12 protein-coding genes are annotated in these 25,202 nt (G+C 61.9%); 3 read left to right on the top strand and 9 right to left on the bottom strand.

The features are described 5' to 3' along the window. Nucleotides 1–142 precede the first annotated feature (142 nt). The 3 genes from AC5RWX_RS07215 to AC5RWX_RS07205 all read left to right on the top strand — a co-directional run bounded on the left by AC5RWX_RS07215 (nucleotide 143) and on the right by AC5RWX_RS07205 (nucleotide 7,056). Complete coding sequence (locus tag AC5RWX_RS07215; RefSeq protein ID WP_494097142.1) at nucleotides 143–1,591, top strand: SDR family NAD(P)-dependent oxidoreductase; 1,449 nt, start codon at nucleotides 143–145, stop codon at nucleotides 1,589–1,591. A gap of 52 nt (nucleotides 1,592–1,643) precedes the next feature. Then, nucleotides 1,644–5,258 carry a bifunctional glycosyltransferase/CDP-glycerol:glycerophosphate glycerophosphotransferase gene (locus AC5RWX_RS07210; RefSeq protein ID WP_494097141.1) on the top strand — a complete coding sequence of 1,205 codons (3,615 nt, stop codon included), beginning with the start codon at nucleotides 1,644–1,646 and terminating at the stop codon, nucleotides 5,256–5,258. 139 nt (nucleotides 5,259–5,397) lie between these two features. Beyond that, entirely contained in the window at nucleotides 5,398–7,056 is a 1,659-nt protein-coding gene (locus AC5RWX_RS07205) for a glycosyltransferase family protein (RefSeq protein WP_494097140.1), read from the top strand. A 65-nt stretch (nucleotides 7,057–7,121) separates the two neighbouring features. Here AC5RWX_RS07205 and AC5RWX_RS07200 read toward each other — a convergent pair whose 3' ends face one another. The 9 genes from AC5RWX_RS07200 to AC5RWX_RS07160 form a co-directional block, all read right to left on the bottom strand. Further along, on the bottom strand, nucleotides 7,122–8,663 hold the full coding sequence (locus AC5RWX_RS07200; protein WP_494097139.1) for a CDP-glycerol glycerophosphotransferase family protein: 1,542 nt from the start codon (nucleotides 8,661–8,663) through the stop codon (nucleotides 7,122–7,124). Continuing rightward, nucleotides 8,660–12,175: a CDP-glycerol glycerophosphotransferase family protein gene (locus AC5RWX_RS07195; RefSeq protein WP_494097138.1), complete on the bottom strand. Its 3,516-nt coding sequence runs from the start codon at nucleotides 12,173–12,175 to the stop codon at nucleotides 8,660–8,662. Before AC5RWX_RS07195 ends, AC5RWX_RS07200 begins: the two co-directional genes overlap by 4 nt. Nucleotides 12,176–12,234: 59 nt before the next feature. Further along, nucleotides 12,235–14,199, bottom strand: a complete 1,965-nt coding sequence (locus tag AC5RWX_RS07190) for a glycosyltransferase family 2 protein (protein WP_494097137.1) — start codon at nucleotides 14,197–14,199, stop codon at nucleotides 12,235–12,237. A gap of 9 nt (nucleotides 14,200–14,208) precedes the next feature. Beyond that, complete coding sequence (locus tag AC5RWX_RS07185) at nucleotides 14,209–15,495, bottom strand: polysaccharide pyruvyl transferase family protein (protein ID WP_494097136.1); 1,287 nt, start codon at nucleotides 15,493–15,495, stop codon at nucleotides 14,209–14,211. Nucleotides 15,496–15,697: 202 nt separating this feature from the next. Further along, on the bottom strand, nucleotides 15,698–18,577 hold the full coding sequence (locus AC5RWX_RS07180) for a GH25 family lysozyme (protein WP_494097135.1): 2,880 nt from the start codon (nucleotides 18,575–18,577) through the stop codon (nucleotides 15,698–15,700). Nucleotides 18,578–18,842: 265 nt separating this feature from the next. Further along, nucleotides 18,843–19,922: an acyltransferase family protein gene (locus AC5RWX_RS07175; RefSeq protein ID WP_494097134.1), complete on the bottom strand. Its 1,080-nt coding sequence runs from the start codon at nucleotides 19,920–19,922 to the stop codon at nucleotides 18,843–18,845. 5 nt (nucleotides 19,923–19,927) lie between these two features. Further along, nucleotides 19,928–21,952 carry an acyltransferase family protein gene (locus tag AC5RWX_RS07170; protein ID WP_494097177.1) on the bottom strand — a complete coding sequence of 675 codons (2,025 nt, stop codon included), beginning with the start codon at nucleotides 21,950–21,952 and terminating at the stop codon, nucleotides 19,928–19,930. 177 nt (nucleotides 21,953–22,129) lie between these two features. Further along, nucleotides 22,130–23,767, bottom strand: coding sequence for a CotH kinase family protein (locus tag AC5RWX_RS07165; RefSeq protein WP_494097133.1), 1,638 nt, complete (start codon nucleotides 23,765–23,767; stop codon nucleotides 22,130–22,132). Between the two features lie 164 nt (nucleotides 23,768–23,931). Further along, nucleotides 23,932–25,128 carry a CDP-glycerol glycerophosphotransferase family protein gene (locus AC5RWX_RS07160; protein ID WP_494097132.1) on the bottom strand — a complete coding sequence of 399 codons (1,197 nt, stop codon included), beginning with the start codon at nucleotides 25,126–25,128 and terminating at the stop codon, nucleotides 23,932–23,934. Nucleotides 25,129–25,202: the final 74 nt, after the last annotated feature.

Below are 25,202 nucleotides of genomic sequence, written 5' to 3'. Positions count from 1 at the left end.
GATCTGTTGGTCAGCCGCGTTCGCCACGCACGCCCCGAGGCGACCGCGCGGAATGGAAGGACACGTTTGCCTTGGCAAAGTGGCATGTGAATAGCCGGTAAACTGTTCCGGGCGGCGCCCAACGGATTGATTAATTAGGAGTATGTCTTTGTCTCAGCTACGGAACGTTGCAGTTGTACTAGCCGGAGGCGTCGGGTCTCGTGTGGGCCTAAATATTCCCAAGCAGCTGATCAAAATTGCTGGCCGTCCGATCATGGAACACACTCTCGACGTCCTCAATAGCCACCCCGCCATTGACGAGGTCTTGGTCATGATGACTCCTGGATATCTGGACAAGGTGCGAGAGATTGTGAAGCGTAACAACTTTGCGAAGGTCACCCAGATTCTCGAAGGCGCGGACAACCGTAACGACACCACGCAGCGGGCGTTAGCTGCTTTGGACGACGAGGAGTGCAATGTCATCCTTCATGATGCTGTTCGCCCCCTCCTCTCTCCGCGCATAGTTACCGACGTGGTTAGGGCGCTGGATACCCACGGCGCGGTCGATGTCGCCATCCCTTCCGCAGATACCATCATCTCCGTGGCAGGCGCCGAAATTGACGGCTATCCGGTGATAAGTTCGGTCCCGCCACGCGCAATGCTGCGCCGCGGCCAGACCCCCCAGGCGTTCAAGCTCAGCGTCATCCGGTCTGCTTACGCTGAAGCGGCTAAGGACCCGGATTTCGCAGCTACGGATGACTGCACGGTCGTGCTGAAGTACAACTCGGCAGTCCCGGTGGCGGTTGTCCACGGCGACGACCGCAACATGAAGGTCACCGAGCCGATCGATATCTACATCGCGGACAAGCTCTTCCAGCTCACCAGCAACGATGTCCAGGCTCCTTTGAACGAGGAAGGGTACCGGGCAGCGCTGGAGGGGAAGACCGTTGTAGTCTTCGGCGGCTCCTATGGCATCGGCGCCGACATCGCAGCCGTGGCCGCGCGCTATGGGGCAACTGTTAAAACTTTCTCCCGATCCACCACTAAGACCCACGTGAACCGCCGCGAGGACATCGTGGCAGCCCGCGACCAAGTGCTCGCCGAAACCGGACGCATCGACTACGTGGTTAACACCGCAGGGGTACTGCCCCGCGGACTGTTGAGTGAGACTTCCGATGAAACTATTTATGAGTCGACCGAAATCAACTATATTGGCCCGGTCCTGGTTGCTCAGACGTTTTATCCAGAACTGAAGAAGACCGGCGGGTCCCTGCTGCTGTTTACTTCCAGCTCCTACACCCGCGGACGGGCCAGCTACAGTTTGTACAGCTCAGCGAAGGCCGCCACGGTGAACCTGACGCAGGCACTGGCTGACGAATGGTCCGAAGATGGCGTTCGCGTAAACTGCGTCAACCCCGAACGCACGGGGACACCCATGCGCACCAAGGCATTCGGGCAGGAAGACCCGGCTGGTCTGCTTGAATCTGAGACTGTTGCCCAGGCGTCCCTCGACATTCTTATCTCGGAGAAGACGGGCCACGTCGTCGACGTCCGCAAGACTGACCCTCTGTCCGTTGCGTCTCTCGAGTACGAAGCGGAAATCACCAGATAGCCCGCTCCATTGGCTTTGGGACATTTTGAGCAGTAAAGGGATAGACAGAAGTATGGCAGCGAACAAGCATGGAACCGCCCAGGCGACAAGGTTCAGACAAGCACAGCGGCGGTGGACCAAATATGTGCCCAAAGGCATCAGACGCACATACCGTGGGATGTTTCCATACAAGTCTCGCAAGAAAGCCGAACAACCGCTCTTATCCGTCATTGTCCCTGTTTACAATGTCGAGAAATATCTCGCTGACTGTCTTCAAAGCCTGACCAGCCAGTCTTATAAGAATATCGAGATCATCGTGGTAGACGACGGGTCGCCCGATAACTCGTTTTCCATAGCCAGTAAATTCGCGTCGTTAGATCATCGGATCAGAATTGTGCGGCGGGAGAACGGGGGCCTGGGAGCAGCACGGAACACAGGCATTGCAGAGGCGCGCGGCGATTTCATCACATTCGTGGACTCCGACGATGAGATACCTGCGGATGCGTATCAGCAAATGATTGCCTCCGCCATGCTGACCGGGTCTGAAGTCGTCGTTGGTGCGATGGTCCGCAGCCGTAACGGTAAAATCATCACGCCCGAGTGGGTCAAGCTTGTTCACAGCGAGGACCGGCTCGGCATCAATGCGGCTGATTTTCCAGAAATACTTCGCGACTTCTATTCTCCTAACAAGATCTACAGTCGATCTTTTTGGCAGCGTCAAAACTTTGCCTTCCGCGAGGGGGTTCTGTTTGAAGACCAACCGGTCATCACGAACGCGCTCACGGCTGCGCGGTCCATCGACGTTCTGAAGGCAACTACGTATCGCTGGCTCATCCGGGAAGACGGTTCGTCCCTCAGTCAAAATATGTATACGGCAGAGAAGATCCAAGCGAGGCTTCATGCCATCCAGTTGACGAAGACGTATCTAGATGAGCTGGATAAACCGCAGATCATGGCTGCGTGGAAGTGGACGCTGCTGCAGTACCATTTCCCCAATTATCTCGGTCAGGCACGTTCCCTTGATGAGGAAGCCTACGAAGCAGTGCACCAAATGGTCCGCTTCGTAGTTTCGGAAGAGGAACTGCTGGAGCATGAAAAAGTCTCACCGCAGAACCGCGTCCTGATGTACTTGGCACTAACCCAGCCCCGAGCAGTACTCGAGGAATTTCTCAACCGGCGCGGGCGGGACCTGCGGTCCCATCCGGTTGAACATGAGGGTGAAAACGTCTACTCCATCCTCCCGTTTAGCACCGAGCCGGCATACGCAATACCTAGGAGGCTCCTCCGCATTCCACAGGAGGATCTCCAAATTGAGTCAGTCCTTCAGAGGGTAAAGTGGCTGTCACCCGTCAAGCTCGAAGTATCTGGCTGGGCCTACTTGTCGAACACGGATCCAGTGCAGAAGTCGCAGTCAATCCACGTCGTCGTACGCGACGCCGCTCGAGGCGAAGTCGTTCGAGTTCCTGTGGCGCACACTCACAATCCCGAGGCCACCGTGCGGGCCCGGCACCACAGGGTGGATTACAGCGGGACCGCCTTCGATGCGGTGGTGGATCTGACAGATCTGCTTAACTCGCTGCCGGATGTTGACGGGAAAATGGCACGTTGGTCGATTTCCGTGGAGGTGCAGCTCGGATCTTTGGTAGTGGAGAGCCCGTTCGGATCGCGTACTTTGGGCGGATCCACCCAGTCTCTGTCTATGAGCCACACCCACGATCGCGTGGTTCTACGGCCTAAATGGACGCCTGACGTCGGCCTTCAAATCTTCGCCGACCGCCGGGCGGCTGTCGCTCGAAGTGTTCAGGTCCGTAGTTCGATGGTCACCATCCAGTTGGAAAGTCCCTCATCCGAATTCATGCCGATCGTGGCTCAAGTGAGGGCCAAAGACGCAAATCTGGCTCGGTCCTTCGCCATCACTTCCAGTTCGGCCGGGCACTACTCGATCGATCTCGATATGGACGAATTGGTCTCGCTAGGCCTGCCCTTGTACATCTCTCTGGTCGATGCAGCCGGCGTTCGGCGCAAGTTGCATGTAGGGTCAGCCGACTCAATCGCCAATCCAGGTGAGCTGTTTGAGATCACTCGATCGGCAACCGGGGTCATGTACTTGGGCGCGGCCGCGGAGAAGATCAATCTGTCCGGTTGTTCCATCACCGACGATGGCTATTTCATCATCGAAGCCCCCAGAACTTCCGCCAGTGACTCGGGAATCTTCATGGAGCTGGTGTCATCGAAGCTGTCTTCGCGGCCTGTGAGGGCCACTCGCGCTGGCGACAGCATGCGGTGGGCCATCCCGGTTAGCCAAGCGCGGCCAGGCACAGACCGAGTCACCGTGCTTCCGCAAGCGTGGTACCGCTTGGTGGCGTACCGCGTGACGCCGCGCGGAAGCCGCGAGGTCCTGCCGGTGGTGGCTGATCAGGCATTGACAGAGCAAATGCCTCTGCGGCTGGAAGCCGCACGCGTGTACGGACAGCTTCTCAACCGGGGCGGGGCTGTCGGTTTCCAAGTTCAGGCGGCTCTGAAACTAGCTGACCGTTCAATGTACAAGCGGACTCAGTATCAGATGGCTTCTAGAGGGAGCACGCCTCAACTCAAGAACGCTATTTACTTCCAATGCCTCATTGGTGATTGCGCGACCGACAGCCAACTTTCGATCCACAATTATTTACGGGCAAACCATCCTGAGATTGAAACCTATTGGGGAGTTGTGGATTATTCGGTTCCACTACCCGAGGGCGCCATCCCGGTTATTATCCACACCGAGGGCTGGTTCGACGCCTTGGCCACTTGCAAGTACATATGCGTCAATCATGAACTTCCTCCCGCCTACGAAAAGAAGCCCGGACAGGTGGTGGTCCAGACGTACCACGGTCATCCGTTCAAGCTTATGGGGCTGCCGCGGTGGAAATCGCAAAACGTCAGTAACGCACAGCAGGCACGGAATCTGGCAGACAGGGACCGGTGGGATTACCTGCTGTCGCCTAGTCCTGATGCGACGAAGATGTATCGTGAGTGTTTCCCTATCTCAGCGGAGATTGTTGAGGCAGGGCATCCTCGTAATGACGTGCTCGTCTCCGACGAAGTAGATCGACGCAGTGTTGTTCGGAAGCTGCTGGGTATCCGCGATGATCAGACGGCGGTCCTTTACGCGCCCACGTGGAGGGACTACGAGGCGACAAACCCATGGGTGTCCCGGATGGTCGAGCTGCTGAATCCATACGAGCTGGCTGCCACATTGGGCGACGGCTTCGTGGTGCTTCTCCGAGGTCATCCAGCACACCAAAGGCACTCCAGCAGGCCGGTTCATCAGACGGGTGTAGTCGTGGTGACTGATTATCCCGAAATTAACGACTTAATCTTGGCCTCTGATGTCGGTGTATTCGATTATTCATCTATTCGGTTCGATTATTCTGTGACCAAAAAGCCCATGATATTCTTCGTCCCGGATGAGGAAACGTACTTTGCGAAGACACCACCGCTTATCCCATACAGCGAGACCACGCCCGGCCCTCGCGTAGATGACAACGAAGGACTCGCTGAAGCGATCAAATCATTGAACGAGTACTGGGACCGCTACGGTCCGGAGTACGAGGCCTTCCTAGCCCGATTCAACCCGCTGGACGATGGCCGCGCGACCGAGCGGCTCGTCGAGAGGATCTTGGGAGGCGCCACCGGCACCAGGCCGTGATGGCGGAGTCACAGCATTTCTATTTCTGCGCTAGGCGGACGTAAGGCTAAGTACTCGGCGTATTTCAACAGATGCTGGTGATATCGCCAAGGGGCCGCCGGCCAATTGTTCTCTCTACACCTCTATAGGATCAATTATTATGAGTAACGAACAAGTTCGCCGGCTGGTTGTACATACCGCTCCGGTTGTTCTTCCACGAAATAGCGCCTTAGTTCGCCAGCCGCCCCGCCCATTGGAGAAGCGCCAGGCGGAGTATGATAAGCAGTTCGACTCCCACACTCTTTTCTACGATGTGTTTCGAACTGACGGGCGGATCGTATTATCCGGCCCGCCGCTCCTGAACCTGCTTGGTGAGTTTCGCCAGTGTTCGATTACTGATTCGTCTGGCAAGCCTGTGCGCGGAATCTTCCGCGATATAGACCGTACCCAGCAGTCATCTGTCTGGGGGGCTGGCAGCACCGATTTTTTGTCTTTCAGTAGTAGCTCACTAAATTTCACAGCCGCGGTGGGCCCAGACCTTACCCAACTTTGCCTCGACAAGAACGTTCTGTTGACCAAGTCGAAGAATAATAACCTGCTGTGGATTCGCGAGTGGGTTGCCTTTCATGTTTCTGAACAAGGCGTTAACGCCGCGATCATTTATGACAACGGATCGACTGACTATACTCCGCAGGACGTGCTGGAATCGCTTGATGGCATTCCAGGACTGGATGTGGCCATAGTTGTGCACTGGCCGTTTCCCTTTGGTCCGCAAGGCGGTAACTTGATTGGAATTAAGGGTGCGCCGTGGGACTCCGATTTCTGTGAATACGGAATTTTGGAGCACGCAAGGTTTCGCTTCCTGAGTGGGGCCAACGCTGTTATTCAGGCTGATGTGGATGAACTCGTGATTTCCAGTAGGGGAAAGACTGTCTTCGAACTGCTGGAAGAATCGAGCAGTGCAGCCCTGCTGTACTCCGGTCGCTGGATAGAGACTGCCGGAGGACCCCAGGAAGGAATACCGCGATTCTCAGATTACTTGTACTTCAACAGCGGTAGGGGGGCTACCACCATCAAGTGGACTGCGAGCCCGTCGAGGACTGCAACGGCGGACCAATGGAAGACGCACACTATCACCGGAGTCTCGACGTCTAAGACCGATCTCGTACGGCATCGCCACTTTATGGGGATAAGTTCTAATTGGAAGATTAAGCGAACCAACACCGTTCCAATTGATCCAGAAGTGCATATATTGGACGAAGTGCTTCGAGACGCGCTGGCGAAATCGAATGCAAGGCTGGACATGCCTCAGCCGACCCCCGAAAATATGGCTACGAAAGATTCGGGTGCCAACGAGCCGGTTTTGGAGTTGTTGCGCGCGGCAATCCTCACTGACCCTGCTACCTACGGATCCCCCGGGCGCGTATGGTTTTACCGACCTTCGTGTCTTGTGCTCGACTATTCGTGGGAAGGCGAACCTATAGCTTTCGATATGGTGCCAGTTTCCACGGGAATTCGAGTTGTATTCCATGGCAGGACAGCGGCGGCCAAAAAGATTGTGGCTGAACTCATGAGGAAGCATGAGGCCCAGGCGGTAGCAGGTCGTTTCACTTTAGGTGTGCTCGCACTCGACGGCAGCGACGAAGAGGTTGTGCAGGGGGCGAGAGCTATGGTCAGTGGGGCGCTTGGGCTGGTTGACGAACAGGTAACGGAATCCTCCGATATTGTCGGCGCCTTGCCCGCCGGCCTCCAAGACTCGATTAAATCAGTCAACCGCCCAAAGCGACGGATGCCAGGACTGCTCAAACGCTGGTTGTAAACCGCTGCCAACATTCGCGAACCGATTCCAGTTCACCTTTGCTGGCGCAAGCACTTCCTTGACGCTCACGACTCCGAGGTAATGGCTTCCGTGTCCACGGTCGAAGCTGGCACGGTGGCCAGGGCGGGAGCGGCATCGGTGGCCAACACCTGCCTGACCGCGGCCTCGAAGCACTCGGATCGACTGTGGTAGCCGGCTGAATCCTCGCTGTGCGGATTACGGCCGCGCTCTGCACATTCCATCAGCCCGTCCGCATCAGTGGGGGAGCGCAGCAGTTGCGCGGCCCGCAACGACGGATAGCGCTCTACCATGCCGTCAACGGTCTGGGTAATAACGCCAATTGGCTTGTCGGTGACCGTATAGTCCACTAAGACGCTTGAGATATCGGTGACCAGAGCATCCGAACTATTGAACAGTCCTATGAGGTCGGCAGCCCGGGCCTCGCCGGAGGTCATGTGCAGCCCCCCGTGGCGGAGCAACAGTTCGTCCACGGAGGCTACAAGCCTCCGCTCCTCGGGTGACTTGCTGCTGAAGGGGTGCGGCCGGAAGATAATCCGGGCTCCACCTGCAATGAGGCGCTCCATGTAGGGGCCGGCGTGCGCAAGCGAACTGAGAGTTGAAGCGTTGTTGTAGCCAAGCCACGTCGGTGCATAGAGCACAGTGATCGGCTCGTTCGGGCCGCGAGTTCGTGGTCCTCGGTCTGCCCCGCGCAGTTGCGGCCGTCCGACGATGGCGAACTTTTCTTCCGGGATCAGCACGTTGTTGGCATAGTATCGCTCGATGGCGGCCTGTCCTGCGACAAAGATCTTGTCGTACATGGCGTGGACCGGGTGCGCTGATATCTCTTTGTCAGAATCCCCGTGGCCGAGGTAGACATGCGTCAGGTGCCTGTAGCTGACCATGTTGATGTTCGACGCCACGGAATTCACGTAGAAGACCGCGTGGACGGAGGGGGTAATGACTTTGTCCAGTTCTGCGGTGTTCAGGCAGGCGATCAGCGGTGTGCCCGCCAGCGCCGGCCGCTTGTGCAGCGAATCGGCAGCCTCATTGTGTCGAGTGATGACGGCGAAGGGCACTTGGAGTTCCTGCAACGGCCCCAGCCACTGCTCGATCTGGTAGGCACCACCGTCCTTGCGCCCGGTGTATATCAGGAACCGCGGGCCGTAGCTGTCGAGGGCCTGCTGGACGGCGGGCCAGCGTTGGCGGCGTTGGCGAGCTAGCCAGTAGGCGTAGCCTCCGACGCCGGCCATGGCAGCCCCGATGGCTGCTAGCCACAGGATCCACCACAACACGCTCCATCCGGCGTTGAGAATGGCGGCGGTACCGAGCAAGCTGGCACCAGCCAAAACGCTCGGCACCCAAACCTGAGGGGCAGTGGGCAGTTTGACACCGGGCAACCCGTATGCGGTGACGTGGTGAACGGCAAGGACCCGGTGGGTAATCGGAACCAAGACAACACTGAGGGCCGTTCCGATTCCACCTAGCAGCACCCACCCCACCCCAGCGGAGCCTTGTAGCGCGAGCGAGGCGGCGAGGAACCCCGCTCCGGCACCAAGCACCACGGTACCCGCGGTGAGGGGCAGGACGGTACGGAGTGCGCGCCTCACAACGGCCGCCTGGGCGCGTCGATTAGTTCTCTAGCGGTTTTGAGGAAGCCCTCGGCGTAACTACCTGCCGGGAAGTCGCCAAGATAATAGACCCGGGATTCTTCCCGTTGTGCTGCCAATGGGTCATGGATCAGCAGATTGTCCAGCGCTTGGTCCAGGTTCGCCAGGTCCTCCGCGATGACATAGGCGGCCTTGGACGCCGGAGCCTCCGCTTCCAATTCCGCTATGGAACGTCCTACGGAGACGATCGAGAAGGGTTTGCCGGACTGTAAGTAGTCTGACACCATCGCAGAAACGTCGGAGACCATGGCATCAGAGGCGTTGAAACAGTCCACGACGCTCATATCTTGCTCAGCCGCCATCCCATAGACGTGTTGCCGGCCGGTGGCTTGGGTGTCCGCCGCCAAGAGAGCGCCGATCTCGGCGATCCACTTGGCTGCCTCGGGGAAGCGGTAGTTGAACGGGTGGGCGCGGAAAATGACTGTGCAGCCGCGAGCCAGCAGGGCCTCCACGATGCCCCGCCCAGCGGGTAGAGAGTACACCGCTGAGTCCGCGTACGGTCCGCGCCAGGTCGGGGCGTACAGCACCGTCGGGTTGGGTCCAGGCGCACCTTGGCGGCGCTGGATGTCCTCCACCTGGGGTCTTCCGACAATCCTGAATTTCTCCCTAGGAATTGCAACGCCATGGCGGGCGTAACGGTCCACGCCGGCCTGCCCGGCACTAAAAATGTGGTCATAAATGGCATGCACCGGGTTGTAGCAGGCCGGCTTTTCCGAGTCACCGTGGTTGAGCCAGACATGGCGCATTTCGCGTCGCTCAATGAAATGGGTGTTCTTGACCGCGTTGTTGACGTAGAACGCCACCTTCAGGCTAGGTGGTACGACCTCTTCCAAGCTGCGCAGCGTGGGCCTGTGGATGACCGGGGCCTCAGTCAGTGCGGCGATTGCACGCATCATCCTGAGGGTCCGCGTGATGACGATGTAGGGCCGGCCGATCCGGTCTAGGTACGGCAGCCACATGCCCGCCTGGTAGTCGGCGCCGACATTGGAGCCGAAGTACAGGGCGAATTCGGGTGCCAGCCGTTCCGTAGTCTGCGACAGCTGTGCCTCGTGGCGCAGGTTCCGGTGACTGCGCCACCAGCCGGCGCCCAAAACCTTTGTGCTGAAGCCCAGTAGCAGCAAGGCCACTACGACCGCTGTAGCCAGGCCACTGCCGGGGCTGAAGAGGACGGTCACGAAGCCCGCGCCGAGGCCAACAACGCTCAAAACCGCCACGCAGCCACGGGGTAGGATTTCATGGCCCTGCGTATTGATGCCCGGCAGATTGCGAGCATCCAGGCCACGGGGGCGCCAGGCCGTTGCCGCGTACTGCTCCATGGCCGTGGCCGCCAGCCAGCAGAACATGCCTGCCGCTACCCAGCCCGTGGCCCCTGTCCAGCCTGGCGAGCCCAGCTGAAGCAGGAGTGCCAAGACAAGCAAGGCCCGTGGGGCAAGGTCGTTGCCGAGCATGGCGTTCAGCGGTCGGCGGCGTCGGAAGGCCCGGCGGTGGAAGAACAAGGACACAGCCACCGTCGCCAGTCCGGCTGTGCAGACCAGCCACACCGACGCTGTCAGCAAGTACGCGCACCAAGTGACTACCGACCCGGCCGCGGGAAGGATGAAGCGCAGTCCGGCCAACAGTCTGCGGCGTCCAGTAAGCGCGCGGCCACCATCCGCGCCTGCCGTCTCACCATCCTGTGCCAGCGCTTGCACCTCGGATTCGGCGGCTTCTGACGGTACAACCTGGTTGGGGCGCGTCGATGCGACGCTGCGTGCTGCCTCGATGAAGACTTCGGTGTAGCCCTCCACCGGGAAGTCACCTAGATAATCGGAGCGCAGAGCGGACCGGACATCAGCCATCTCGTCGGCTCCCAGCAAAGAGTCCAGAACTTGGTCCACATTGGTTAGACCGCCGTCGAGCACGTAGGAAGCCCTGGCGATCGGGTACTGGCGGACAAAGTCCTCCGGCGCGGCATTGACCGCAACCATGGCGAACGGCTTGCCGGAGTAGAGGTAGTCCGAAACCACGCTCGAGACGTCTGAAACCATAGCGTCCGAGGCGTTGATGCAGTCGACAATGCCTCGGACCGACTCCGCCTCAGCACCCCACAGATGCTTGCGGCCGGTGTCTTGTGCGTCCTCTCGTAGGAGCTCCTGAATATTGCCGATTAGCGCGGCGTCCTCGGGAAAATCGTAGCTGAACGGATGCGGGCGAAAGATCACAGTCGCGCCGCGATCCAGCAGCGAGCGGACAATCTTCTCTCCCACGGGCAGCGAGTGGAAGAAGGTCTCTTCCACATGCCCCCGCCACGTGGGAGCGTACAAGACCACGGGAACATCGCCCCCACTAGGCCGCGCGGGCTGGACGTTTTCCAGTTGCGGGCGGCCGACAATCTGGAACTTGTCGCGTGGAATCGAGACGCCATGCTCGGCGTAGCGACGGGTGGCAGCTTCGCCGGCGGCAAAGATCCGGTCATACATGGCATGGGTGGGGTTGTAGGACGGTGGCTTGTCCGAATCCCCGTGGCCTAAGTAAACGTGGGTGAGTTCATGGAATCTCACCATGGCACCGTTGCCCGAGGACGCGTTGACGTAGAACACAGCATTGACGCTGGGCACCACCACGTCGTCGAGGTCTGCCACCCGTCGGCACATCACCACGGGAGCATCGGTCATCGCGGCCAGAGCCTCGGCGGGCACCATCGCGCGGGTGACAATGACGAACTTCTTCCCGGTGCGCTGCAGATAGGGAAGCCACATGGCCACTTGGTAGGAGGCGTCGTCGGGGCGGGAGGTGTAGATGATGAAGTCGGGGGCATACTGCCGTAGCGCGGCGCCGAGATTCAGGTCGATGGCACGGCTGGCCACTGCCCGCCGGTAGGCGTTCAGTCCGGCCGCTCCAAAGAACCCGAGGGCCGCCACCGTGGCGGCGCTCCAAAGCCAGACCGGCCAACCCAATGCGGCGGTCCCAGCGCCTAGGAACGGCAAGATGAAGGAGCCGATCACATAGATGTGGGCATGGCCCTTCAGCTTCGCCACTGCTGAGACGCCCGGTAGGTGCATGGCGAAGGCCTGCCGCGCGCTTACCGCGCGGAGCAGCAAGGGCTCCAGCAGCACCATGCCCAGGGCAGCACCGGCCGTGAGCGCCACGGTCCAGCGACCTGTAGTCGACGACGCGGCCTGCATCAGGAGCAGGGACGCAGCGGCGAACGCCGCCGTCCGGGGGACGGCGAGGTGCTCCAGTAGCTGGTCGGGCCGCAAGCCGGGCACCGCCAATTGGACGGTACCGGCGGCACCCAACGCCAGGAGCATGCTTGCGGCCAGCCAGTCCGGGCCGCCGGAAGCCGCGACAACAGCGGCGGCGGTGGCGAGCAGTGTTAACCCCAGCCCGTAACCTGCTTCGCCGGCCAGGCCGCGCATCACCCGCCGGGCGCTGGGAAGCGTTTCGGATTCTTCAGCTGATATCAGTGCCATGTCAAGCTTTCACTGGGGGCTGTTGGGGGAATTCTAGGCAACGTGAGGCCATGTGGCGCTCACCCGCGCTGTGCGTGTCGCTTCAAACGGCGGAGCCGGTCCAGCAGTCCGGACAGTCCGTTGCGTTTCGGCAATAGTCGGTTGCGGTCGTGATGCTGCCCGTTTGCTGCCTCAGCGGCTCCGACCGTTGGCTTGTCGCTAGTGGCAGGTCGCTTCAGCGGCGCAAGCGTGCCCTCTGTCAGGATCAAGGGGACCTGCGAGCTGGTTCTTTCGCACTCAAGCTGCAAAACAAACAGGGGGACCGCATAGTCTGCGGTCAAGAGCGCTTTACCAGGAAGCGTAGACGCATCCGGCAGCCGGACGGCCAGCAGACCGTCGGGCAGCAACTCGTGTTCGAGCTGGAGCCGCCCGTGGGCGGTCAGCAGGGCGGCACCACGGAACGTCCCGCTGCTCGTCGGCAGCGTCAGCTTCAGATCGCCGTCGACGGAGCCCGAAATTCTGACCGCCGTGAATTTCGGCTCCTGGCCTTGGCGCACGCTGAGGCTGCCATGGGCTGTGGAGTAGGCCTCCAGATAGGCGGGAGCACCGCCGTCCGGTGGCAAGATCACAACCGCGCTAGCTTGGGCGGTATCTTCGGCGCGGGGATAGGCAGCCCGGGACGAACTCAGCGGTCCGTTGCTGTCGGACAACACCAGGTGCGCGTCCCACACCACCGGGACCTTCGGAGCCTGGGGGAGCAGGTTTGACCCAAGAGCGAATTTCCAGCGCTGGTCTCCCACCGCTTGGCCGGCCACGCTGACCGTGACCGGGGGACTGCTTCGTGTTGTCAACTCCATCGCTGGCGCTTGCAGGGCCAGACCGGCGACCTCTGTCAGCGCGGTTTGCAGGCGGTAGGTGATGGCCAGTCCACTGTCCGTGCCATCCAGTCCATCGAGGCTGTGGCGGAGTTTGCCAGGGTCCGTGACGCGGCGCAGTTCAGCAGGGATCAAAGAGTTAAGCTCCGTGCCGAGGTCGAAGTGCAGCCTGCCATTCTCGGCGACGTAGGACGGTCCCTCCGTCAGCTGGCGGTTGAGGTTTGCCATCTGGGCCACGGTGCCCGTCCGCGCCACGGCCAGCCGCAGCCTGGACCTGTCTTTTGCCGCCGCTAGGTCTTCGGGGCCCATGCTGGGAAGGACTTCCTGCTGGATCCGGCTGAGAAATTCCTTTTGCTCATCGGCGGTGGCGGTCATGAACGGCTTGCCCAGTCCCGGGGCCAAGGTCCTGAAAATCACCCGGTGGAAAAACCTCTGCCTGCGCCGGCCCGGCTCCGTGTGAGCCATGATGATTTCGGCCATCCGGGTGGTGGTCAGCAGTTTGTTCCGCAGTGACTGCCGTTGTTTGGAAACGTTGCCGCCGTCCTCACGCCCACGCAGATGGTAATAGTCGTAGTCCGCCAAGGTGGAGACCTTTGCAGCAGCGAGGTAGCACTGGGCCACGAAGACTTGGTCTTCGCCTTGGACCATGTCTTCCGGGAATTCGACCCCGAGACGGCGTACCAAAGAGGTGCGGAAAAGCTTCCAGGGGGAAAGTGTCCGCCACGCGCCGTCGTCGAGCAGATCGGCGTCGTAGACGGTCTTCAGATAGGTGGCCTGCCGGACCGTCCGATTGTCACCCACGGCAAGCGCCACGACGACGTCGGACCCGTGCTCGCGCGCCGCCGCAACCATCCGTTCCAAGGCTTCCGGGGAAAACCAGTCGTCCGAGTCCAGGAAGAAGACGAACTCGCCGGTGGCAGCGGCCAGGCCGCGGTTGCGGCCCACGCTCGGCCTGCCGGAGTTCTCCTGCCGCAGTGCCATCAGGTTCGGGTGCTCCGCCCGCAGGGACTGCAGGTAGTCCCACGTGCCGTCGGTGGAACCGTCGTCCACCACGATGATCTCGATCTCGGACTGGGGCAACGTCTGGTTGAACACGCTTTCCAGACATTCCTGAAGCAGCGGTTGGCAGTTGTAGGTGGGGGTGACAATGGAAATGGTGGGCGAGTTCACGTGTTGCCTCTACTTGATGCCGGAAAGAAGGCCGGGAAACGCATCCTGCAGCGGGTCCGGGCTGAGCGTGTCGGCGGGCCGCCGGGCCGCCTGGGCCATTTTGACGAAGTCCGTTTCCGCGATCTGATCGGCGGCGACGGTGGCCTCGGCGACCTCATCGCGCGCCAGCACAGTGAAAAAGTCCTCGAACTTGAAGTCGTCTCCGTGCAATGCATGATCCCCGATCCGCAGCCAAGTCCAAGGGACTCCGTAGGCGTGGGCGAGGATAATCCCGTGCAGCGACGACGAAATGCAGTGGCTCGCGTGGGCGATCTGGGCCACCACGCGCTCCAGCCCGTTGCCAACGTTGACCACGTTCAGTTGCGGACCCTTGACGGCGGCGAAATAGGGCTTGTGCGAATAGTGCGGCACAATGGCGATCTTGCCGGCTTGCTTGGATGCTGCCGGTTCCATGAACTTCGGCAGCAGCAGGGCTGGATCCCCGTAGACTTCGGGCACATCCCAGCCGAGTTTGGTGGTGAGTTCGTGTCGGGTCAGCCGTCCCCGCACGGCGTGAATGGCCGCCGGTTTGTTCGGTCCGATCCGACCGGCCTTTTCGGTCCCCAAGGGGTTGATGATCCCGGAGCCCCACAGCTTGTGCCCGGGAACATTCAAGTGCCCCACGACAGATCCGACGGTAAAAAGCGAAGGCTGCTGCGGCTCGGTCCACTTGCTGTTGACCACCGGACGGCCGGTCATGGCATTTACCAGCCACGGGCCGATGGTGTCCCCGAAGTTTGGTTTTTGGTCCCACCAGTAGGTCAGCACATGGCCGCCGGGGACTGGGCGATCCGGAGCCGCCTCGTGCGGCAGGGTTTGCAGCCGGTCGGTCAGCCACTGCATCTTGGCCAGCGTTTCCTGAACGATGCGCGGACGCGCACTGCGCCCACCTAGCCATTGAGCCAGCACATGGCGCTCACCCTTGTCCCGAACCATCGGGGCCTGGCCCACGAGGGAGCTGCGCAGCACGCGTCTGGACAGGGCGTCACGGCCCACCGCCGATAATTCCACTCTGCTGCCCTTCACCCGCAGGTCGAAGGCATAGGCCAGTGCGCCGTCCTTGAAATCCAGGCACACGCAGGTTTCCGAGTGCCTCCGGACCTGGGCCAAGCCGGGCATCGCTGCGGCCCGCTGCCCAAGGCGGCTCTGCAGCGACCGCAGCGGGTCCGGGTCGATTACCCGTCCATAGGCGCGGACCAGCCGCTTTGCCTGGATGCGCAGAGCCGTGACAGCGGAGGGCGTGCCGTTATTCTGCATGGCGGTGTGGTGCTGCCTTTCGCGCGTTACGGTTGCCGGCAGCAGGCAGCGGTAACAATCATGCCTGGCAGGGGTGAGCCGGTCTTTGGTCCAGCGGCCTCAGTGGTGGCCGCCCGTACTTGCCTCCGGCGGTGCGAAGGGCTGGAGGCAAGTACCCATCATATACAGGCTTGGCTGCGGGCACGGGCGGCTGGGCCCGATATCACAACCTGCCGGCCGGCTTGCGCGAGAATAGTCCGCTGTGCTCAAAGCGGGTGCCCGCGAAGAACCAACCCGAGCCGTCCGTCTTGGTCACCAGGAGGTCCGGCTTGCTGTCCTGGTTAAAGTTGCCCACTCCGAGGATCCGGTTGAACTTGTCCCAGCCTTTGGACGCGATTTTCCTCTCGGCAGCGAACCAGCCGTTTGCGGCGGAATACGAGGTGTACCCGGAGAGCAGCCACAGCGAGCCATCACGTTTTCTCGCCACGAGGTCGACGGCTCCGTCCCCGGTGAAGTCCCCGGTGGCGGCCATCGCATCGTAGCTTTGCCAGCCGGAATCTATCCGGGACTTCTTCCCTGTGCCTCCCATGCCGGTGCCTGCGTACAGGTAGGCGGTGCCATCACTTTGGACGGCAACCAGATCCCGTTTGCCGTCGCTGTTGACGTCGCCGGCGCCGAGCAGATGGCTGAACTTGTTCCAGCCACTCTTACCGATACGGACCTTGTTTTGGAACACTTGCTGGCCTGCGGCAGCACGGCCGGTCCCTGGGTAGAGCCAGAGAGATCCCTTCTGCCCGCGTGCCAACACATCGTCCCGGCCGTCGCCGTTGTAGTCGCCGACGCCCACCAAGAGGTTGAACTTGTTCCAGCCACTCGGGCCGATCTTGACGCGGGCGCCGTAGCCGCCATTGCCATTGCCGGCGGCAAACCACAAGGAACCGCTGGGCTTGCGGGCCAACAGGTCGGGATCCCCGTCGCCATTGAGATCGCCCGCCGGGAGCACAAGGTCGTACGTGTGCCAGACGGACTGTCCCGCGCGCACGCGGCTCTTGACTCCTGCGGAGTCCTTCATCTGGGAGCCTGCGAAGAATCCGAGATTGCCGTCGGGAAGGGTGACGACGACGTCGGGCTTGCGGTCGCGGTTGTTATCGCCGAGGCCAAGGATCTGCGTGAACTTCTCCCAGCCCTTGGAGGCGACGCGCGTGGCAGCGGTGAAGGTGCCATCCAGTTTGACGGTCCGGGTACCGCGCAGCACCCAGAGGGAACCGTCGGCCCGGCGGCCCAAGACGTCCGCTTTGCCATCCCCGCTGAAGTCCCCGGGAGCGGCCAGTTGGTTGTAGCCGCCCCAGCCGGACGCCACCTTGGTACGGGATCCGAAGCGGCCGGTGCCGAGGCCGGGGAAGACCCAGGCAGTCCCGTCGGACATCGTCACCAGGACATCCCGCTTGCCGTCCCCGTTCAAATCGCCAGGCACCAGGATGGAATGAAACTTCTCCCAACCTTTCGCGGATATCTCCACTCCCTTCTTGAGGGTGGCGTTGGAGGTGCCCGCCATGAACCACAGGGAGCCATCTGTGTGTCGAGCCAAAACGTCCGGGAGCTTGTCACCGTTCAGGTCCCCGGCACCGACAATTGCATCGTATTTCTGCCAGCCGCCGCTGCTGATTTGGCGTGCCGCGCCGAAACCCCCGCGGCCGTTGCCGGGATAGAGCCACATGGTTCCGTCGCTGCGGCGCGAGAGTAGGTCCCCATTGCCGTCACCGGTCATGTCCCCGGGTGCGGTATTACGCAGCTTGCGGTCGTAAAGGCCGGCGAAGTTTTTAAGATCGGTCCAGCTGCCGCGCCAGACATTGGAGTCGCCCACGAACGGTCCCGTGGAGCTGTACTGCCAAATGTCCCAGCTGGTCCAGCCAGCAGGCAGCGGATCCGGGTAGGCGACCCCGTACTCGGCGATATGCAGCGGATGGTCGCGGAACGCGGTGCTGTTGCCGGTGCACTGGTTCCACCAGCCGGCAGTGGTATAGATCGCCGGGATTCGGCCGGTGCGGGATTTGATGGTGTTGGAGAAATCCTTGATCCAGGCCACCATCCGCTTGGCGCTCATGTTGTAGCAGGTGTTGCCCAGCTTCTTGTACGGGTTGTATTCAATGTCCAGCAGCGGGGGGAGCGTTTTCCCATCGGCCGACCAGGCACCGCCGTTCTTGAGCATGTAGTCCGCTTGTGCCTTTCCGGTGGACACACTGGGAATGGCGAAGTGGTAAGCGCCCCGGATCATGCCCTGCTTATAGGACCCGCCGTACTGCTGGCCAAAGTAGGGATTCAGGTACGTTGTGGCTTCGGTGGCCTTGACATACGCGAAGCGGGCACCGAGGTTCCACTCCGTTTTCCAGCTAACCGTTCCTTGGTGGCTGCTGACGTCGATGCCCTGGATCCCGACTGGCCGCGCTTTGTTGCGGTCCGGCGCAGCAAGCGGTTGTACCGCTGCCATCCGGTCGATGGATAAGGCATCAGCCTCAGGTGCCAGCTCCTGCAGCAGCTTCTGCTCGAGTTGTTCTTGCTGTTCCGGTTTCGCCAGTTCTTGGCGAAGCTGCAGGCCTTGGCCCATCTGGGCGCCGTCTTCTCCCTGCAGGGCCTTCATCAGGCCGTCCAGTTGTTCCTGCGTGAGCTCGTCAACGTCAACCTCGGCCGCAGGATCGAGCAGTGCCTCCATCGTTTCGCTGATGGGTTCTTCGACGGCGGGTTCTCTTGTCTCTTCGGTAGCGGCAGGGGTTGGGTCTTGTTCTGTCGTCGCTGTCTCGACCGGATCAGCCGTAGGTTCCACGAGATTCGTTCCGGTTGGTTCGACGGCAGGTTCGGTTGCTGGCTCTGCGGCCGGTTCAGGCCCGGGGCCTGCGGCGGCCGTGGTGGGGCTGGCACTGCCAGTCGCTGCATCCAACGTGCCTTCCGTGGTGTGTTCCGGTGGCAGCTCGGCGGCTCCAGCGGCTGGCGGAACCATCAGCAAGGTGGAGGAGGCCAATGCCACGGCTGTCAGGGCCGAGACCAACCAGGACGGATTGCGGCGAATGGATGGGGTGCCTGCGGACAAAATGTCGCGATTGCTCATAAAGCTTCTCCAAGGCTTCCATACCGCTGCAGTGCGACAGCGGTAGGAAATGGCTGGGCCGGATTGACGCTTCACCTTAACATCAGGATCCGCGCAAAGCCCGCCCTAACGCAGTGTCGGAGCAGATTTGTACAAAGAATTTACAAACCTCAAGAAAATCCGCTTCCGATGGCCGGGCGCCGCGGGGCTCTTTGGACCCGTTCGGCCGGATGATGATAAGCCCCACGGTCCCTTCCAGCACGACGGCGAAGGGACCGCACGCGGCTCACGAGTGCCGGAGACGCTGCGCAGCCTGGACCACGTTGTACGGTTCCACCAGGACCTGGGTGAGGAACCGGACTGGTCGGCTGACCGTCAGGATGCAGAACACTACGGACCCGGCGAGGAACACCAGCGTGCGGAGCGTCGGCGGTCCCAGCTGCACCAGCGTGGACGCCCCGACAATGGTCAGCAGTGGCAGGTGGAGTAGGTACGGATACATGGTGTGGCGGCCTGCCTCGGCCACCCATGCGCCCACGCGTGAGGGCGCTCCCGGACTGCCGGGCAGCACCAGCATGAAACCCGTTGCCATGGCCGCCCCGACCGCCAGAACCATCAGCCGAACCAGCATGCCCTCGAGGCTGTCGAGGCTGAGCTCCTCGTAGCCGGCGTTGCCGAGGAAGGGTCTGCGCCAGAACTCCTCGCCCTGGACTCCCACGACCACCGCGCCGGCCGCGAGCACAGCAGCACCGGCCAGACGCATTGGCGGGTGCGGGCGCCAGATGGCCACCCGCTCCACGACCCACGGCCCGGCCACGAACAGCGGCAGGAAGATGAAAACCCGGGACAACGAAAGGAAACCGCCAATATCCGGGCTCATCCCCGCCAGCAAGGCCAGGACCAGAGCGATGGGCACTGTGCCGCGCAGTCCACGGAACCAGGGGCCGACCAGCCGCCATGCAGCCAGGGCCACCAGAAACCAGAGGCCGAAGGTCTGCTCTGCGAAGGCCCAGCTGGGCGCCGTGCCTTCGAACCGGTAGTTCACCCCGAAGGCCACAAGCTGGAACAACAGGTACGGCAGCAGCAACTGCCACCAGATCCTCACCAGGTTTCGCCCGTTGGCCTCGGCGCGCCTGGCTCCCCAGCCAGCCAGCAGAATCAAGACGGGGATGTGGAACATGTACACGAAGTTGGACACCATGACGGCGATGCCGCTGCTGCTGCGCAGCAGGCCTGCCGCGTGGCCGGCGACGACCAAGACTATGGCCGCCCAGCGGGCTTGGTCGATCCAGGTTTGGCGGACTTTTACTTCGGTGGCCGGTCCAGCCGGTGAAATCGCACGCGGGCGGTTCGGGTCAGGGGCCAAGGCAGCTACCCTGCCCCGGGGCGGGGAGCCGCCAACGCCTTGCTGATCGGCCGCTCCAGGTACGGGACCAGTGAGGAGGCATAGGTGGCGGTGATGTGGGAACCATCCCGATAGGCAACCACCGAACCGATCGCCGCCGGGCAGACATCGTCAACACAGAAGTACTTGTCCAGGTCCACCCGGCTGATGCCTGGCGTGGACAGCCTGCGGACCGCCTCGTCCAAAGGGTCCATCCAGTGCCAGCTGGACGGCGTCCCTGAGCAGGCGGCGGGGTTGCCGGGGTTCGAGGCGAGGCAGTCGGGGATGTTGCTGATCTTGGTGCCAGGGTAGGGCGGGTCCTTGATCGCCAGCACGCGGGTGCCAGCCGCGGCCCACTGCTTTAGATACGATTCGTAACCGGCGAGCGCGGGTGCTTGGGTGGTGCCCCAGCTCTCGCCCTGGACAGGAACTGACTGGCGTTCGGACGTGATGACCAGGTCGAACTTGGTGCCCTTGGTCTGCTCCATCACCCAGTCCCCGTAGGCCAGGCAGTTCTGCGTCTTGGCCTCGCTGCCCAGCTCCAGCGGGGCGTCGGTCACATTGCAGCGGGATGCCAGAAAAGTGGTGATGGTCCAGCCGTGGCGCTTGGCCAGCGCCTGCAGCGCGGGCAGCCACTGTCCGGCATGGGAATTGCCCACAAGCGCGATTTGCACCGGACCATTGCCGTAACGGCACACCGGCCGGTTCAGGAAATCACTGACCGCCCAACAGCCATCCCGGTAGGCGTCCGGCAGGTCCTTCTTGGCCAGGGAGGGATCCGGCACGAGGGCCGCCTGCGGATCCTGCGGGCACTCCTCGAAGCCCTGTGCTGCGGCGGCCGCACCGATGCACGGTTCCCGGCTCTGTGTCACCGCCTCCAACTGGCTGGCCGCCAGTTGCTGGCGCACGCCAACTTCCGCCAACTGGGCGCTGCCGAGGACCGCCAGCGCTGCCATGCCGACTGCCGCAAAACGGTAGCTGGGCAGCAGCCGGGCCGACGGCAGCGACCGCCGGAATCTGTCTTCGACATAGGTTTTCGTCACTGCCGAGAGAGCCAGTGTGAGAGCAAGAGCCGTCAACTGGGCCGTCAACCCTGCACCCATATAGACAGACAGCAGCACGATCAGCGGCCAATGCCACAAATAGATCGAATAGGACGCATCGCCGAGCCACTGAACCGGGCGCGGCCGCAGAACCCCGGTGGGGGAGTACGTCCGGGTGGATCCGGATAGCACCACGAGCGCGGTGCCCAGCACCGGCAGCAGCGCGGTATAGCTGGGGAAGGGGGTCTGGGTCGAATAGGTAACGCCGGCCAGCACGATAGCCGCCACGCCCGCCCAGCCAAGCGCCGCCGTCGTCGGCTGTGGAAGGCGAGTGGAGGCGAGCGGTGCGAGGGTGGCGACGAAGCCTCCCGCGGCCAGTTCCCAGATTCGCGTTGGGGTGATGAAGTAGGCGCTCGCCGGTTCGGCCGCCGTTTCCAGCACGGAGAAGGCCAGCGAAAGTACTATCACTGCTGCCACCATCCAGCGAACCGCCACCACCGAACGGACGTGGCGTTGACGGGCAGCTGCGAAGACCAGCAGCATGAGCACCGGCCAGCCTAGGTAGAACTGCTCCTCCACCGAGAGGGACCAGAAGTGCTGGACGGGCGTGGGAGCGTCGTCGGCGGCCAAATAGTCCACCGAGCTATTGGCCAGCAGCCAGTTCTGCACATACAGCGCCGAGCCGATGATTTGCCGGGCCGTGTCCTCCCACTGGGTGGGCGGAGCCAGCAGCCGCGAGCCCACCGCCGTGGCGGCGAGCACAACGAAGGCTGCCGGCAGCAGCCGCCGGATGCGCCGGCCCCAGAACTGGAGCAGGTCCCGGCCGGTCCGCGGCCGCTTGCCGAGCAGATGGGCAGTCATCAGGTAGCCCGAGATGACGAAAAAGACGTCCACGCCAACGAAGCCGCCGGCTAGTGCCCCGGGCCAGAGATGGTAGACCACGACCATGGACACGGCGAGCGCCCGCAGGCCCTGGATGTCCTGCCGAAAGCCGGCCCTGCAGGCCGTGCTGCCGGAGTCCTGGTTGGTTCCGGCCGGGGATGTTAGCTGTGCTTTCGTTTTGGCTCCTGACGAAGGTCACGGCCAAGGTGCGGTGTGCCGGTCAGTCTACCCGCCGCTCCCTGCCCGTAACAGGGAGGAACTGCGTCATCTGTACTGGCTGTTCATCCAACTGATCCGGCTCTTCGTCCAACTGCGCAGGTAGCTGACTTCCTTCGGCCAGGAGCCTTTGACGATGTGGTAGTCGCGCAGCTTCTGCTTGACGTTCCACAGCTTGAAGTTTGCCGTTGCCGAATTCTTGACCAGTTTGCTTTGGCTGGCCAGATAGGAATCACTCTTCTTCAGCGAAGCGTAAACCTGCGTCCAGCGCTTGCTGACGGCCTTTCGGAAACCGGGATCGTCATTCAGCCGGTTGAACCAAGTGTCCGCGGACTGCCGTGCGGCGATCTTGAGCGGATCGCGGAGGTACCAGCTGTTCGCGGTTTCCAGCTTGCCACCCCGGTCGGCGTTCCCAGCTGCAATATCAAAGTCCCAGAGCGGACCGAAATACAGCTTTCCATCGGCTTTCTTGTACATGTAAACGCTGGCATACATGTTGCCGTCGAGGGGCTTCATGAGTTCCATGGCGATGTAATAGTCAACGGCTGAGGGAAGGCTGATGTACTTACGCCAGCCTTTAGTGGAGGACTTGAAGTCCTTGCCGAACAGAGCCTTGTCCGCGGCATCGAGGTACCCGTCGATGTATTTGACCTGTGCCGCTGTGATGCCTTTTCCAGTGTCCTTGCCAGCCTCGTCATAGTCGTTTTCGGGTTCCTTGATGCCCACATAGCCGTGTTTGCCGACTGTCACGTTGTGATCGGCTCCTTTACGGAAATCCCACTCGAGGACGTAGCCGCCGGTCTTGTTGGCCGAGCTTGAGTCCAGCTCCGGGACGCTGACCCGGACTGCGTCGCCGGGCTTCTTCTTGGCAGGGTCGGTGACCGCGATCCTCTCGATCAACAGGTAGGAACCGCGGTAGGAACCATTGATGTAGAGGTCCACCGGCTTGGATCTGGGGGTCCAGGCCAGCTTCGTCATCTTCGAGCCAACGAAGCCGGCGAGCGAATTGCGCAGTAGCGACTTGTCATAATGGTTTGCTACCAGAGCCCATTTCTTGCTGCCGCCCATCCCGCACAAATCGACCTTCTTGTCGAGCTTGATCGTGTACGACTTCTTATCGAAGGTCCAGGACGAGTTGCCCCGTCCCTTGGCCGCCGCCAACTGCGACGAGATGGCCTTGCAGCCGGCACCGGCCTTGATGGCAAACTTGCCTTCGAAATAGCGGCTGCGGGTGCTGATCGACTTGCCCTCGTTGGTGTTCAGGTACACCACGGGAAGCCCGGACTTCTTAGTGGCGGTCTTGGCCGCGTACTTGACAATGCCGGTGACCGCTGCGGTGCTGCCGGTGCCGCTTACTGCGCGGTACTCGTGCTTGACCTCCAGCGGGTTGGAGATGCTGAAGGTCGCCTTGCCGCTGGCCTCCTGGGCGCCGGTGGCAACCGTCTTCCATGTCGAAGACGTCACTTCAACGGTCATGGACGTGACGAGCGTTTTCACTTGCAGCTTCACCGCCTGGCCGGTTACAGCCGGAGTGAATTGAGCGGTAGCCTTGGCAGCGGTTCCCGGTCCGCCGTCGACAATGGCCAATGTTGCGGTCGCCGCGTCGGCCTGCGGCAATGAGGGCGGCATCACCACCAGACCGAGCGATAGGGCAACCATTGCGGCAGCAGAAAATAGGCGTTTCATGATTCCCCCGAATCAGCGCGCAACCCCAAGATGCGATAGTGCCCGAACACTACTCCTCAGGCTGCGATAGAACAACACCTCAACACCTCGCGCCAAGCCACCCGTTAACTGGGACAGGACAGCTGCTCCTCGGAGAGGTATTGACTTGGGGCAGCGGCAGGGCCTCAGCCCGCCCGCAGCACCCTCTCGACCGCATCCAGGAAACGTCGGGTCCCAGCCCCCGGTGCCGTGTCGCCGAAATGGTGTTCCACCAGGGCCATCTGCTCTTGTGGCACGGGCCGGGACAGCATGCCGGCGAGGATGCTCGGGATGTTTTCCGCATCTGCGGCGTCCAGTAACGGCACGACGGCGGTGATCCCGCCGTTCTGGATGTCGGCTTCGGGATCCACCGGACGGGTAAGCAGCAGGGGCTTGGCATGCGGCAGCCAGTCCATGGCCACTGCCGAGATGTCGCAAACACAGGCGTCCGCCTCAGCCATTGCAGCGGCCACGTCGGGACGGCTGTCCAGGCAATGTCCCGCCCCGGGATCCTGCTGCTGCGTCTTTTTGATCAGGCCGGTGATGTGGCGCACTGCTGCCCGGTGGGCAGGGACGCGGACGCCGGTGCGCGGGTGCGGGCGGAAGATCAGCCGGTAGCGGGCATCGGCCAGTAGCGCCGTGACCAGGGAGATGCCGTGGCTGTCCGCCGAACCGTAGGACATCGCGGGCCGGTCACCCTCCCACGTGGGGGCATACAGCACCGTGGTCCGGTCGCCGTCGTACACCTTGACGTTCCGTACCGGTGTGTCCAGCTGGGGCCTGCCGATCTCCACCAGCTTGGCGGGGTCCATACCGTGGAGGTGGCCGAGGATGCGCTCGCGGGAGGCGGCGCCGGCGATGAATGCGTAGTCGTAAGCCTTGAGCTGGTTGGATGCCATCGAGATCTTGTCGCTCTCGCCGTGGCTTAGGTGCACGTGACGCGGGCCAGCCAGGCGCAGGACGGTGAAATTGTCCCGGTTGTTGTTCACGTAAAACACCAGCCTGACGCGGTGGGAGGCAATGAAGTCCTCCACCTGACCAATGCCGGTGGTCAGGAACACCGGCAGTGGCGATTCCGGCAGCAGCGCCGCGGCCGTTGTCGGGCGGTGCACCAGCACGGCGGTGGGATGCGTCTTGGCTAGCTCCGCCAGCGGCGCCAGCCATTGCCGGAGCTGGTAGGCGCTGCCGGGATCATCAGCGAAATAGACCACGGCATCGAACCGTTCCGGCGCGCCGGTATTGGCGGCGGCGAGCCGGGTCCGGACCCGTCGTTCCAGCAGCGTTCCTGCGGCACGGTCGCGTGCTAGCTCCAGGGCTCGTCGGGCGGTGGCGGCGATGGTCAAGGGCTTTCCTGCTTTCCGTGGGACTGTTACCAGCCTAGTATTCCTGCTGAGGGGACTACCGGCTCGCTGGGGGG

The sequence above is a fragment of the Arthrobacter sp. SPT-J7 genome, assembly GCF_059089965.1.
The sequence above is the reverse complement of the archived record's forward strand: the minus strand, read 5'-3'. Positions and strand labels throughout refer to the sequence as shown.